We start from the raw sequence: 12986 nt of genomic DNA, 5'->3' as shown, positions 1-12986 counted from the left end.
TGTCCTTGAGGCCGACGAGTTCGGTGTCGCCGATGGTGGTGGAGCCGGAGGAGACGGTGTCCAGGCCGGCCATGCAGTGCATGAGGGTGGACTTGCCGGAGCCGGAGGGGCCCATGATGGCGGTGTACTCGCCCTGGGGGAAGGTGACGCTGACGTTGTCCAGGGCGACGACCCGGGTCTCCCCCTCCCCGTAGACCTTGTTCAGGCCGGTGGCGCGGGCGGCCGCCAGGCCGGTACGGACGGCGGTTGCGGGGAAGGACACGTGGACTCCTGGGAACGAATCGGATTTTCCTACCGATCCATCCTCCCAAGCGGTTCGCGCCCGATTCGTATGCCCATCGGACGGTCGGACCCCGCCGACCCGGCGGTGCGGCGGGGGCGTTCTCCTCCTCAGGTATGACGCGTCCCTGAGGGCCCAAGTCCCGGGAACCGCCGACCGGTCGGGCCGGGACCAAAGTCCCGGCCCGTCACTCCACCGCGACGCCGAAGGCCGTCGCCAGCCCCGTCAGACCGTTCGTCACCGCCCGCGCCGAGGGCTCGAACTGCCAGCCCGCGGACGCCCGTCGGAAGCTCCCGAGCAGCATCGCCGAGTCCGGCACGCCGCCGTTCGCCCCCGGCCACTTCGCCGGACCGCCCGCCCCCGGGCCGTACTCCGCCGCGACGGCCAGCCCGTACACGTAACCGAGCGGCAGCGCCGGGTGCTCCTCCTCCTCGGTGGACACCGCCAGCACCACCTCGTCCACGGCGGCCGGCAGCCGGTGCAGGTCCAGGCTCAGCCGGGCCGCCCGGGCCGGCTCGCCCGGCACCGAGTGGGTGGGGTGCAGCCGGACGGCGCCGTCCGGGTCCTGGGGGTTGTTGAAGAACACGAAGTGCTCGTCGCTCAGCACCCGGCCGCGGGCGCACAGGAACGCCGTGACGTCCAGCTCCACCGGGTCCCCGCCGGCCGTCCGGCTCTGCCAGCTCACCGTGAGGCTGCTCTGCGGGGCGTCCGGCTCCGGCCGCCCCGCCGCCGCACCGCCCGCGCCGACCGTCCCGCCTGCGGCGCCCGTACCGCCCGTACCGGTTCCGCCGCCCGCACCGCCCGTACCGGCTCCGGCGTCCGCACCGCTCCCGGCACCGCTTCCGGCACGGCCCCCCGCGCCGCCGCCGAGCCGGCCGCGCAGGCCCTGGTCGGCCAGCAGCTCTACCAGCTCCGGGCCGCTCACCAGGGTCAGCGGCTTGCCCTCGATGTAGCTGTACGAGCCCTTGCCGAAGCCCGCCGTGGTCACCAGGATGCCCTTGATCGCGCCGTGGTGGCGCACGGTGGACTCCAGGTCGCGCACGGCCGTCGGCGGGACGGTCTTCCGGTACCGCTTCGCCTGGATCACGATCTTGCCGCCGGTCACCGGGTCCAGGTCCTCGGCGACCACGTCCACCCCGACGTCACCGCTGCGGGCCGTCGTCATCACCCGGAAGCCGCGCAGCCGGAACAACTCGGCGATCAGGTCCTCGAAGTCCAGCGGATCCATCTCGAAGAGGTCCGGGTCCTCCTCGCCGAAGTGCCCGGCCAGGCTCCCGCCCACCGACTCCGGCAGCCGGTCCGGCTTCACCTCGTCCAGCCGCTCCGGCCGCGCCGACAGCTTGCCGCCCAACCCCTGGAAGCACTCCACCGGGGCCACCCGGTCCAGCGCCAGCCCCGAGAACTCGGCCCGGGTCGCGGTCAGCGTGGACAGGAAGCGCTCGGCCTCCCGGCCCGTCGCCGGATCGATCCCCAGCACGAAGCCGTTCACCACCACCGAGTCCAGCATCCCGTCCCGGTCCGCCCGGAACAGCTCGGCCGCCAACCGCAGCGCCGACTGCGCCAGCACCTCCCGGTACAGCGCCTTGCGCTCGGTCGCCGGCCGGGCCACCTCCGCCTCGCGGTCGTCCGCCTTCACGTACCGCACCCGCCCGGCCGCCGGCACCACGTCCGGACCGGGCAGCTCCCAGTTCACCACCAGCTGACGGCTCGACACCTCCCAGGCCGCCACCAGCCGGTGCGGGAAGCCCTCCGGCCAGGCCGCCGAGGCGTACAGCCCCGCCGTGAAGTACTCCTGCACGGCCTCCGGCTCGCCCGCCCGAAGCCGCCGCAGCAACTCCTCCGTCCCGGCGCCGCGCTCCTCCTCCTGCCGACGGAAGCCCTCCGCCCACCCCAGGTACTCCTGGTGGTACGCGGCCAGCCGGGACTGCCGGTCCGCCTCCCGGGCCTGCGCGGCGTACCAGTCCTGCTCGAACCGGGCCCGGGCCTGCGCCAGGTACTGCTCGTACTGGCGGCGCACCCCGGCGTTGCGGGCCTGCGCCGCGTCCGGCGGCGGCACGTGGTAGGCGGCGGACGCCTGGTCCGGCATCGGCACCGGCACACCCAGCGGCCCCGGATCGAACGGCGGCACCGGGCGCGGCGCCAGCAGGGCCTGCGGCCCGAACGCCGGCGCGGCCAGGCCGGCCGCCAGCAGCCCGCGCAACTCCTCCACCCGGGCGTCCAGCTCCGCCGTCCGCCGGGCCACCTCCGCCTCCCGCGACTGCTGGTACGCGCGCTGCGCCTCCCGCTCGTCCCGGGCGGACGCCCGCTGCGCCTCCCGCTGGGCCCGCTCGTGCCGGCGCAACTCCGCCGCCTCGGCACGCCAACGGGCCTCCTCCCGGCGCTGTTGCTGCCGCTGCGCCTCCGCCCAGACCGCCAGCACCCCGCTGTTCCGCCGCCCCGCCACCAGCCACCCCTTCGCACTCACACCGACCCGGCCGCCGCGCGCCACCTCCGGGCACCACCGCCGACCGCGCCCGCCAGAATAGAACGTGGACGCCCCGCCCGGCCAAGCCCCCGCGACCTGCGCGGCTCCCGCCCACCCGCCCCGCCCGCGCCGCCCCGACGGGCGACACCGGCCCGAGCCCTGCGGGGCCCGGCCGTTGGGGGCGTCCGGCGCCTCGTCGGGTGGGCGTCGTGGAGGTGGACAGCGGGGGCGGCCGGGCGGATCATCGTCAGGAGACCGATCCAGGGGGAGAGTTCATGGGCATCAGCAGTGCCGTCCGGGCCGCCGCGGTGGCCGCCGTCGTCGGGATCGCCGTGCTGGCGGCCGGTGCGGTGCCGGCCGCCGCGACGGGGGCCCCGGACACGGGCAACACCTACCCCGCCTTCGTGGTGCCGGCCGGGGGCCCGGTCTCCGGTCAGGTCGACGCGCCCGTCCGGTAGGCCGTCGGACCGACGCGCCCGTACGCCGGCCCGTCAGCCGCGCGGTTCCGCGTACCAGCGCCAGTCGGTGCGGCGGGGGTGGTCGGGGAGGGTGGCGCGGCCGGTGGCCCACAGGAGGGTGGGCCAGGGGGCGGCGGTGCGGGGGACGTCGGGGAACAGGCGCGCCAGGGTGCGGGCGCAGAGGTCGGCGGGCGGGTCCCAGGGGAGGCCGAGGCCCTGGGTGGCGTCGTGCAGGTGGACCAGGGTCTCGACCAGGCTCATGGCGACGAAGCCGCTCGGGTCGGCGAGGCCCCAGGGGTGGTACGCGCGGGCCTGCGGCGGGGCGACCCGGGCGATCGCGACCATCAACCCGCCACTGGAGTCGAGGACTTCGAGCAGCCCCGGGACGCCGCCGGCCGGGTCGGCGCGGACGAAGTTGTTCGGGCCGCCCGGGGCGCGGCGGGTCGCCACGAAGGGCACGTACCGGTCGCGGGGCGGTCGGGCCGGGCCGAGCTGGGCCGCGTAGGCGAGGAGGTCGTCGGCCAGGTGCTCGACGGTCTCCCAGCAGCTCCAGTCGAGGCCACCGGCGGGCCGGGACCAGTCCGCGTCCGCCGGGGCGCCGGAGAGGGCGTCCACGGCGAGGCGGAGGGCGAGGGCGAGGTCGTCCGGGGTCGGTGAGTCGATCATGGACGGATGCTAGGGCCCTCGTCCCGAGGGATTGTCGGTGGGGCCGGGTAGCCTGGCCGGGTTCGAAGAGCTTCCAGGGAGGGATGCCCGTGACGGTCCCCGCACCGCAGCACCCGGACCGGCCCGCCGGCTGGGTCTCCACCGGCCTGAGCTGGCACGACGGCCGGGCCCTGCTCTGCGCCGTGCACGGCGCCCGGGTGCACGAGCGCGCCGTGGCGCCCGGTACGGAGGTCGGCTGGCTGCTCGGCGGCCCGCGCCGCTGCGTGGGCGCCTGGCTGGCCGGGGCGACGGAGCGCACGCCCTGCCCGCACCACGCGGTGGTCGACCCGGGCGGCAGCGCCACCCAGTGCCCGGCCTGCCAGAGCGTGGACCGCGGCCTGGCCCTCGCCCGGGACCAGATCCTCGACGACGGCCGCACCTACCTGCTCTACCTCGCCTGGTTCGGCGAGGGCCTCTTGAAGGTCGGCCTGACCGCCGAGCAGCGCGGCGACAGCCGGCTGCTGGAACAGGGCGCGCTGGCCTACGCGTTCACCGCGCGCGGCGGCCTGCCCGCGGTGCGCCGCGCCGAACTCACCGTCGCCGCCTCGGGCATGGCGCGCGAGCGGTTCAAGTCCCGGATCAAGACCGACCACTGGTGGTCGCACGGCGACGCCGCGCACCGCCGCGCCGTGCTGACGGAGGCCCGGGCCCGGGCGCACCGACTGCTGGACGGGCACGCCGTGGAGCTGCTCGCGGACCGCCCGGTGACGGACCACGTGGAGCGCTACGGCTTGGCCGGCGGCGCCCCCGAGACCTACCGGGAGGTCACCGGCCTGGCCGCGGGCGCGGTGGTCGCCGGTACGCTGCGCCCGCCGGTGGGGCGGCACCTCTTCCTGGACCAGCCGGACGGCTCCGGCCCGCTGCTGCTGGACACCCGACGGCTGACCGGCTGGACGCTCACGCCGGCGGTCGGCCGGGCCTCCGAGGGGCTGGTCCTGGAGGAGCGGGTCCGCCCGCCGGAGCCGGACACCCAGGAGGCGCTGTTCTGAGGGCGAGCGCCTCCTGAGGCAGGATCCTCATCGAGATCCTCATCGACATCGACATCGCCAGGCCCAGCGTGGGTGCGGCGACGTCCCCCGGCTCGCGGGTCAGTCCGGTGGGCTCGTGGCAGGCGCAAGCGCTGTGTCGAAAGCGGTACTTGACGGATGCCCGGAGGAGCTGCTCAGCCCAGCTTGCCGCGTACCCCGCCCGGTCCGGAGCGCGCCCGCCGGGACAGCGGCGGACGGGACGGGCGGACGTCGGCGCGCCCGGCCGGGACCGGCTCGACGGCCTCGGCGGTGCGCCGGGCCAGCGCGGCCCGGGCGGCGGCCAGGGCGACCCGGGCGAGCAGCGGGTCCTCCCGGAGGCCCGCCGTGCGCTTGGACGTCTGACAGGGGGAGCACCAGACCGCCGAGGCCGGCCCGTCCGGGTAGACCATGCCCTCCGGCGGCAGGTAGTGCCCACCGCACTCGACGCACTCGAAGACCAACCTCATCCGACGATCACCGTCCCGGATCCGTGGCACCGACCGCAGGGTGACCAGAAGGTGTGAACGCTGGGCACCATGCCTCCTTCCTCGTCCAGTTCGACCGTTGCCTCGGTCTTCTGGGTCCCCCCGGACCCGCCGCAGCCGGAGCAGGACTGAACCTCGGGCATATGCCGTCCTCCCGTAGCGGAGCACCACCGTAGCGCGATTTTCCGCCAGGAAGCACCGCGTGCGGCGTTCCACCACTCGTTCGGGGAGCGCGAACTCCCCTCGCACGCCCCGGAGAACAGCGTCGGCCCCTCGCCTGAGCACCAGAGCGAGGGGCCGACCGTCTTGGGGGAGCCGAGGCGAGCCGAGGGGAGTCGAGGCGAGGGGCGTCAGCCGCGGGCGGCCCGCAGGAACTCCCGGTTCATCGCCGCGATGCTGGGCAGCGGGATGCCCTTGGGGCAGGCGGTGGCGCACTCGCCGGTGTTGGTGCAGCCGCCGAAGCCCTCGGCGTCCATCGCCGTGACCATGTTGCGCACCCGGGCGGAGCGCTCCGGCCCGCCCTGCGGCAGCACGTTGAGGTGCACCACCTTGGCGGAGGTGAACAGCATCGCCGAGCCGTTCGGGCAGGCCGCCACGCAGGCGCCGCAGCCGATGCACTCGGCGTGCTCGAAGGCGGTGTCGGCGGCCTCCTTGGGGACGGGCGTGGCGTGCGCGTCGGGGGCGCTGCCGGTGGGGGCGGTGATGTAGCCGCCGGAGCCGATGATCCGGTCGAAGGCGGAGCGGTCCACCACGAGGTCCTTGACCACCGGGAAGGCCGAGGCCCGCCACGGTTCGACGTCGATGGTGTCGCCGTCCCGGAAGTGCCGCATGTGCAACTGGCAGGTGGTGGTGTGCTCGGGGCCGTGCGCCTGGCCGTTGATGACCATGCCGCAGGCCCCGCAGATGCCCTCGCGGCAGTCGTGGTCGAAGGCGACCGGCTGGTCGCCGCGGGTGATGAGTTCCTCGTTGAGGGTGTCGAGCATCTCCAGGAAGGACATGTCCGGGCTGATGCCGCTGACCTGGTAGGTGGTCATCGAGCCGGGTGCGTCCGGGCCCGCCTGGCGCCAGATGCGCAGGGTGAGGTTCATGCGTAACTCCGCTGGGTGGGGTGGACGTGTTCGAAGTCGAGGTGCTCGCGGTGGAGGACGGGGGCCTCGCCGGTGGCGGTGAACTCCCAGGCGGCGGCGTAGGTGAAGTCCTCGTCGCGGCGGGCGGCCTCGCCGTCGGGGGTCTGGCTCTCGGTGCGGAAGTGGCCGCCGCAGGACTCGGCGCGGTGCAGCGCGTCCAGGCACATGAGTTCGGCGAGTTCGAAGTAGTCGACCAGCCGGTTGGCCTTCTCCAGGGACTGGTTGAGCTCCTGGCCGGTGCCGGGCACCTTGATCCGGCGCCAGAACTCCTCGCGCAGCTGCGGGATCCGGGCCAGGGCGCGCTTGAGCCCGGCCTCGTCGCGGGCCATCCCGCACTCGTCCCAGAGCAGTTCGCCGAGTTCGCGGTGGAAGGAGTCCGGGGTGCGGTCGCCGTCGACGGAGAGGATCAGGTTGAGCCGGTCCTCGACCTCCGCCTCGACCTCGGTGAGCACCGGGTGGTCGGCGGGGACGGGGGCCACCGGGTTGCGGGCCAGGTAGTCGTTGAGGGTGGGCGGCAGCACGAAGTAGCCGTCGGCCAGGCCCTGCATCAGCGCGCTGGCGCCGAGCCGGTTGGCGCCGTGGTCGGAGAAGTTGGCCTCGCCGATCGCGAACAGGCCCGGGACGCTGGTCTGCAGGTCGTAGTCGACCCAGAGCCCGCCCATCGTGTAGTGGATCGCCGGGTAGATCCGCATCGGCACCCGGTACGGGTCCTCGGCGGTGATCCGCTCGTACATGTCGAAGAGGTTGCCGTACTTGGCCTCGACGGCCTCCCGGCCCATCCGGCGGATCGCGTCGGCGAAGTCCAGGTACACGCCCTGGCCGCCGGGGCCGACGCCGCGGCCCTCGTCGCAGACGTTCTTGGCGGCCCGGGAGGCGATGTCGCGGGGCACCAGGTTGCCGAAGGAGGGGTAGATCCGCTCCAGGTAGTAGTCCCGCTCCTCCTCCGGGATCTGCCCGGGCGGGCGGGTGTCCCCGGCGGCCTTGGGCACCCAGATCCGGCCGTCGTTGCGCAGCGACTCGCTCATCAGGGTGAGCTTGGACTGGTGGTCGCCGGAGCGCGGGATGCAGGTGGGGTGGATCTGGGTGAAGCACGGGTTGGCGAAGTAGGCGCCGCGCCGGTGGGCCCGCCAGATGGCGGTGGTGTTGGAGTTCTTGGCGTTGGTGGAGAGGTAGAAGACGTTGCCGTAGCCGCCGGTGGCGAGGACGACCGCGTCCGCGGTGTAGGAGCGGATCTCCCCGGTGACCAGGTCCCGGGCGACGATGCCGCGGGCCCGGCCGTCGACCACCAGCAGGTCCAGCATCTCGGTGCGCGGGTGGAGTTCCACGTTCCCGGCGGCGATCTGCCGGGAGAGCGCCTGGTAGGCGCCGAGCAGCAGTTGCTGGCCGGTCTGGCCGCGGGCGTAGAAGGTGCGGGAGACCTGCACGCCGCCGAAGGAGCGGGTGTCCAGCAGGCCGCCGTACTCGCGGGCGAAGGGCACGCCCTGGGCCACGCACTGGTCGATGATCTCCACCGACACCTGGGCGAGCCGGTGCACGTTGGACTCGCGGGCGCGGAAGTCGCCGCCCTTGACGGTGTCGTAGAACAGCCGGCGGACGGAGTCGCCGTCGTTGCGGTAGTTCTTGGCCGCGTTGATGCCGCCCTGGGCGGCGATCGAGTGGGCGCGGCGCGGGGAGTCCTGGAAGCAGAACTGGACGACGTGGTAGCCCTGTTCGGCGAGGGTGGCGCCGGCCGCGCCGCCGGCCAGGCCGGTGCCGACCACGATCACGGTGTGCTTGCGCCGGTTCGCCGGGTTGACCAGCTTGGCGTCGAACCGCCGCTGGTCCCAGCGCTGTTCGATCGGTCCGGCGGGGGCCTTGGTGTCGGCGACCGGCGCGCCGATCGCGTAGTCCAGGTAGCTGTTCACGTCGGCGCTGCTCACTTCACCACTCCGAACATCACGGCGAGGGGGACGGACAGGAAGCCCGCGGTCAGCACCAGCGCGAGGCCGTCGGCCGTCAGCTTGAGCGCCTTGTCGCGGCGGGCGTTGTTGGCGCCGAGGGTCTGCGCGGCGCTCCAGAAGCCGTGGCGGATGTGGAAGCCGAGGGCCACCACCGCGAGGATGTAGAACACGTCGCTGTACCAGCGGCCGAAGGTGCCCACGACGTTCTGGTAGACGTGGCCGTGCTCGGCGACCGGGTTCACGGTGAGGGTGGTGAGGTCCAGGATGTGCCACACGATGAACAGCCCGAGGATCACCCCGCCCCAGCGCATGGTGCGGGTCGCGTAGCTGGCCCGGCGGCGCCGGTGCACGTACTTGCTCGGGCGGGCGGCGAGGTCCCGGCGGCTGAGCTGGTACGCGGAGACGCCGTGCAGGACGACGGCGGCGACCAGGCCGGCCCGGGCGATCCACAGGAACCACTCGTGGCCGAGGAAGGGCTGGCCGATGGTGCGCAGCCAGGCCGCGTAGCCGTTGATGTCGTCGGGGCCGAAGAAGACCTTGAGGTTGCCCAGCATGTGCGCGACCAGGTACAGCAGCATCGCCAGTCCGGTGACGGCCATGACCGCCTTCTTGCCGACGGTCGACCGCCACAGGGTCACCAGGGTGGACGGATGCCGGGCCGTCCGAGTCGCGGTTGTCATGGCAGCAACGGTAGGGACGGCGGCCAGGGTGCGTCCAAGACATGCTGCGGCTGGTGACGATAGCCGGGGCCTATCGTCGCGGCTTAACCTGGTGGTGTGCAGCTCCAGCAACTCCGCTACTTCCTGGCCGTCGCCGAGACCCGGCACTTCACCCGGGCCGCCGAGGCCGAGCATGTCGCCCAGCCCTCGCTCTCCCAGCAGATCCGTTCGCTGGAACGGGAGTTGGGGGCCGAGCTGTTCCACCGTACCCGGGGCAACATCGCCCTCACCGACGCCGGGGACGCCCTGCTGCCGCTCGCGCGCCGGATCCTCGCGGACACCGAGAGCGCGCGGCTGGCCGTCCAGGAGACGGTGCAGCTGCGCCGCGGCCGGGTCCGGCTGGGCGCGCCGCCGAGCCTGTGCACCAGCCTGGTGCCGGACGTGCTGCGGGTGTTCCGGGACCGTTACCCGGGCGTCGCGCTCGGGGTGCGCGAGGGCGGCTCGCGCGACCTGGTGCGCTGGCTGGCGGCGGGGGAGCTGGACCTCGCGCTGATCATCACCCCGACCAGCGGGGAGGCGGCGCCCGCCCTGGCCGTCACCGAGCTGCTGCACGAGGCGCTGGTGCTGGTCTCGGCCGAGCCGCCGGGCGGCGGGCGGCGCCCCCGGCGCACCGTGCGGGTGGCCGAGCTGGACGGGCGGCCGCTGGTGATGTTCCGGGAGGGCTACGACGTGCGGGAGGCGGCCCTGGCGGCCTGCCGGGCGGCGGGCTTCGAGCCGGAGTTCGCGGTCGAGGGCGGCGAGATGGACGCGGTGCTGGGCTTCGTCCGGGCCGGGCTGGGGCCCGCCGTGGTGCCCGGGATGGTGGCGGCCCGCTCGGGGCTGGCCGTCACACCCTTCGCGGGGCCGGGGCTGGGCCGCACCATCGCCGTCGCGCACGGCCACGAGGTGCCGCTGACCCGGGCCGCCGAGGCCCTGCGCGCCACCCTGCTGGAGCACCTGTGCGAGGCCGCCCGGGCGGGCGAACTCCCGCCCGGCACAAGGCTGTTGCTGTAAAGGGAAAGGGCCGCCCGGAGGCGGCCCTTGTCCTGGACGGGCGGCGTCAGGCCGGCAGCACGGCCTCGATCGCGGCGATCAGCTCGGCCGACTCCGGCTCGGTCCGCGGCCGGATCCGGGCGGCCACGGTGCCGTCCGGCGAGATCAGGAACTTCTCGAAGTTCCAGCTGACGTCACCGGCCGCGCCCTCGGCGTCGGCGACCTGGGTCAGCTGCTGGTAGAGCGGGTGCCGGTCGTCGCCGTTGACGTCGATCTTCTCGAACAGCGGGAAGGTCACGCCGTAGGTGGTGGAGCAGAAGCTCTGGATGGACTCGGCGCTGCCCGGCTCCTGCCCGGCGAACTGGTTGCACGGGAAGCCCAGCACGGTGAACCCGCGCTCGGCGTACCGCTTCTGGAGGTTCTCCAGGCCGGTGTACTGCGGGGTCAGCCCGCACTTGGACGCGACGTTGACGATCAGCAGCGCCTTGCCCTTGAAGTCGCCCAGCGAGGCGGGCTCGCCGGACAGGGTGTGCAGCGGGATGTCGTACAGGCTCACGGTGGTGGTCCTTTCGGCAGGTCGGCAGCGGGGGTCTCGCCCGGGCACACGCTAGCGGCCCCGGACAGCTCAACCGCGCCGGCCCCGCCGGTGTTCCGCCTGGCAGGGGCGTACGGAGCGGCTCGTACGCCCCCGCCGGGCGGTGTTCTCAGAGCGCCAGCGGCTTGATCGCGGTCGGCGCGTGCTCGGGGAGCGTGGCCAGCTCCTCGAACTCGTTGACCTTGTCGATGTCGGCGGCGGACATCGAGATGTTGGTGACCCGCTCCAGGATCGCCTCGACCACGACCGGGACGCGGAACTCGGCGGCCAGCTTCTTGGCCTCCTCGAAGGCCGGCAGCAGGCCCTCCGGCTCGGTGACCCGGATCGCCTTGCAGCCCAGGCCCTCGGCGACCTTGACGTGGTCGACGCCGTAGACGCCCAGCTCCGGCGCGTTGATGTTCTCGAACTCCAGCTTGACCTGGAAGTCGATGTCGAAGCCCCGCTGCGCCTGGCGGATCAGGCCGAGGTAGGAGTTGTTCACCAGGACGTGGACGTACGGGATCCGGTGCTGGGCGCCGACCGCCAGCTCCTCGACCATGAACTGGAAGTCGTAGTCGCCGGAGAGCGCGACGATCTGGCCCTCGGGGTCGGCGGTGGCGACGCCCAGCGCGGCCGGGATGGTCCAGCCCAGCGGCCCGGCCTGGCCGCAGTTGATCCAGTGCCGCGGCTTGTAGACGTGCAGCATCTGCGCGCCGGCGATCTGGGACAGGCCGATGGTGGTGACGTAGCGGGTCTCCGGTCCGAAGGCCCGGTTCATCTCCTCGTAGACGCGCTGCGGCTTGAGCGGCACGTTGTCGAAGTGGGTGCGGCGCTGGAGCTGGGCCTTGCGCTCCTGGGTGGAGGCGGCCCAGGTGCTGCGGTCCTTGAGGGTGCCGGCGGCCTTGAGCTCCTCGGCGACCTGGACGAACAGCTCCAGCGCGGCCTTGGCGTCGGAGGCGATGCCGAGGGTGGGGGCGAAGATCTTGCCGATCTGGGTGGGCTCGACGTCGACGTGGACGAACGTGCGGCCCGCGGTGTAGACGTCCAGGCCGCCGGTGTGGCGGTTGGCCCAGCGGTTGCCGATGCCGAGGACGAAGTCGGAGGCGAGGAAGTTCTCGTTGCCGTAGCGGTGCGAGGTCTGCAGGCCGACCATGCCGGCGTTCAGCTCGTGGTCGTCCGGGACGATGCCCCAGCCCATCAGGGTCGGGACGACCGGGACGCCGGTCAGCTCGGCGAACTCCAGCAGCAGGTCGGCCGCGTCGGCGTTGATGACGCCGCCGCCGGCCACGATCAGCGGGCGCTCGGACTCCTGGAGCAGCGCGATGGCCTTCTCGATCTGGATCCGGTTGGCGGCCGGCTTGTAGACCGGCAGCGGCTGGTAGGCCTCCGGGTCGAAGTCGATCTCGGTCAGCTGGACGTCGATCGGCAGGTCGATCAGGACCGGGCCGGGGCGGCCGGAGCGCATCAGGTGGAAGGCCTGCTGGAACACGCCGGGGACCTGCGCGGCCTCCAGGACGGTGGTGGCGGCCTTGGTGACCGGCTTGGCGATCGAGGCGATGTCGACGGCCTGGAAGTCCTCCTTGTGGAGGCGGGCGACCGGGGCCTGGCCGGTGATGCACAGGATCGGGATGGAGTCGGCGATCGCCGAGTACAGGCCGGTGATCATGTCAGTGCCGGCCGGGCCCGAGGTGCCGATGCACACGCCGATGTTGCCGGCCTTGGCACGGGTGTAGCCCTCGGCCATGTGCGAGGCGCCCTCGACGTGCCGGGCCAGGGTGTGCCTGATCCCGCCGGAGGCCTTGAGGGCGGCGTAGAAGGGGTTGATGGCGGCACCCGGGACACCGAAGGCGACGTCGACGCCTTCGAGCTTGAGGATCTCCACGGCCGCGCGGGCGGCTGTCATACGAGGCATCGGGTCTCTCCTGCGTCGGCCCGCAGTGGCTCGGAGGGCTCATCTCCTGAATTCCACCATACGGAAGAACGGTTTCTGTATGTGGAAACACGGTAGGGTCGGGCCCGGCGGGGCGTCAAGGGGACTTCAACAGAATGTGGAAGTCGACACGGGGGAGTCGTTCGGACGAGTGCACAGCTCTCGCGCTGGTGTGCCCGGGGAAGCGGAGGCTCCGCGCCGGCGCCCCGCCCGCGCCCACGCCGGCGCCCCGCTCGCCGTCGAACCGCCGCTGCCGACCGTCGTCCGACGGTCCCTCCGGCACGATCGACCGGGCAGGGCCTAGCCTGGTCGCGGCCCGGAGTGG

General features: G+C 73.6%; 12 protein-coding genes. 3 read left to right on the top strand and 9 right to left on the bottom strand.

Annotated elements, in window-relative coordinates:
* Positions 1–262 (bottom strand): ATP-binding cassette domain-containing protein (locus ACFXPX_RS25645; protein ID WP_380643471.1); only part of this gene is annotated, 262 nt, incomplete at its 3' end.
* Between the two features lie 205 nt (positions 263–467).
* The gene (locus ACFXPX_RS25640; protein ID WP_380643469.1) at positions 468–2723 is read right to left on the bottom strand and encodes a restriction endonuclease; all 2256 of its coding nucleotides are present in this window, start codon (positions 2721–2723) and stop codon (positions 468–470) included.
* A 296-nt stretch (positions 2724–3019) separates the two neighbouring features.
* Between ACFXPX_RS25640 and ACFXPX_RS25635 the strand changes: the two genes are divergently transcribed.
* Positions 3020–3202: a hypothetical protein gene (locus ACFXPX_RS25635; RefSeq protein ID WP_380643467.1), complete on the top strand. Its 183-nt coding sequence runs from the start codon at positions 3020–3022 to the stop codon at positions 3200–3202.
* Between the two features lie 33 nt (positions 3203–3235).
* On the opposite strand, the gene ACFXPX_RS25630 is transcribed toward ACFXPX_RS25635, so the two are convergent.
* Positions 3236–3868, bottom strand: a complete 633-nt coding sequence (locus ACFXPX_RS25630) for a maleylpyruvate isomerase N-terminal domain-containing protein (RefSeq protein ID WP_380643465.1) — start codon at positions 3866–3868, stop codon at positions 3236–3238.
* 89 nt (positions 3869–3957) lie between these two features.
* Here ACFXPX_RS25630 and ACFXPX_RS25625 point away from each other — a divergent pair, with 89 nt between their 5' ends.
* Positions 3958–4896 carry a DUF2797 domain-containing protein gene (locus ACFXPX_RS25625; protein ID WP_380643463.1) on the top strand — a complete coding sequence of 313 codons (939 nt, stop codon included), beginning with the start codon at positions 3958–3960 and terminating at the stop codon, positions 4894–4896.
* A gap of 173 nt (positions 4897–5069) precedes the next feature.
* Here the strand turns inward: ACFXPX_RS25625 and ACFXPX_RS25620 are convergent, their stop codons facing one another.
* The 4 genes from ACFXPX_RS25620 to ACFXPX_RS25605 all read right to left on the bottom strand — a co-directional run bounded on the left by ACFXPX_RS25620 (position 5070) and on the right by ACFXPX_RS25605 (position 9146).
* Positions 5070–5381: a hypothetical protein gene (locus ACFXPX_RS25620; RefSeq protein ID WP_380643461.1), complete on the bottom strand. Its 312-nt coding sequence runs from the start codon at positions 5379–5381 to the stop codon at positions 5070–5072.
* Positions 5382–5749: 368 nt separating this feature from the next.
* The gene (locus ACFXPX_RS25615) at positions 5750–6487 is read right to left on the bottom strand and encodes a succinate dehydrogenase/fumarate reductase iron-sulfur subunit (protein ID WP_380643459.1); all 738 of its coding nucleotides are present in this window, start codon (positions 6485–6487) and stop codon (positions 5750–5752) included.
* Positions 6484–8430, bottom strand: coding sequence for a fumarate reductase/succinate dehydrogenase flavoprotein subunit (locus tag ACFXPX_RS25610; protein ID WP_380530830.1), 1947 nt, complete (start codon positions 8428–8430; stop codon positions 6484–6486). Before ACFXPX_RS25610 ends, ACFXPX_RS25615 begins: the two co-directional genes overlap by 4 nt.
* Before the next feature lie 11 nt (positions 8431–8441).
* Positions 8442–9146, bottom strand: a complete 705-nt coding sequence (locus ACFXPX_RS25605) for a succinate dehydrogenase cytochrome b subunit (RefSeq protein ID WP_380530811.1) — start codon at positions 9144–9146, stop codon at positions 8442–8444.
* Between the two features lie 96 nt (positions 9147–9242).
* Here ACFXPX_RS25605 and ACFXPX_RS25600 point away from each other — a divergent pair, with 96 nt between their 5' ends.
* Positions 9243–10178, top strand: a complete 936-nt coding sequence (locus tag ACFXPX_RS25600; protein ID WP_380643457.1) for a LysR family transcriptional regulator — start codon at positions 9243–9245, stop codon at positions 10176–10178.
* A gap of 46 nt (positions 10179–10224) precedes the next feature.
* Here ACFXPX_RS25600 and ACFXPX_RS25595 read toward each other — a convergent pair whose 3' ends face one another.
* Positions 10225–10713 (bottom strand): glutathione peroxidase, encoded by a 489-nt coding sequence (locus ACFXPX_RS25595; RefSeq protein ID WP_380530817.1) that lies wholly within the window; start codon positions 10711–10713, stop codon positions 10225–10227.
* A gap of 148 nt (positions 10714–10861) precedes the next feature.
* The gene (gene gcl, locus ACFXPX_RS25590) at positions 10862–12643 is read right to left on the bottom strand and encodes a glyoxylate carboligase (protein WP_380643455.1); all 1782 of its coding nucleotides are present in this window, start codon (positions 12641–12643) and stop codon (positions 10862–10864) included.
* Positions 12644–12986: the final 343 nt, after the last annotated feature.

Source organism: Kitasatospora sp. NPDC059146 (genome assembly GCF_042786665.1).
GTDB lineage: Bacteria > Actinomycetota > Actinomycetes > Streptomycetales > Streptomycetaceae > Kitasatospora.
Note: the sequence above shows the minus strand (reverse complement) of the source record. Positions and strands in the feature narration are given on the sequence as shown.

Excerpts from the sequence above, each read along its gene's own strand:
- ACFXPX_RS25605 (WP_380530811.1), bottom strand. The coding sequence starts at position 9,146 with ATGACAACCGCGACTCGGACGGCCCGGCATCCGTCCACCCTGGTGACC.
- ACFXPX_RS25620 (WP_380643461.1), bottom strand. The coding sequence starts at position 5,381 with ATGAGGTTGGTCTTCGAGTGCGTCGAGTGCGGTGGGCACTACCTGCCG.
- gcl (WP_380643455.1), bottom strand. The coding sequence starts at position 12,643 with ATGCCTCGTATGACAGCCGCCCGCGCGGCCGTGGAGATCCTCAAGCTC.
- ACFXPX_RS25635 (WP_380643467.1), top strand. The coding sequence starts at position 3,020 with ATGGGCATCAGCAGTGCCGTCCGGGCCGCCGCGGTGGCCGCCGTCGTC.
- ACFXPX_RS25615 (WP_380643459.1), bottom strand. The coding sequence starts at position 6,487 with ATGAACCTCACCCTGCGCATCTGGCGCCAGGCGGGCCCGGACGCACCC.
- ACFXPX_RS25630 (WP_380643465.1), bottom strand. The coding sequence starts at position 3,868 with ATGATCGACTCACCGACCCCGGACGACCTCGCCCTCGCCCTCCGCCTC.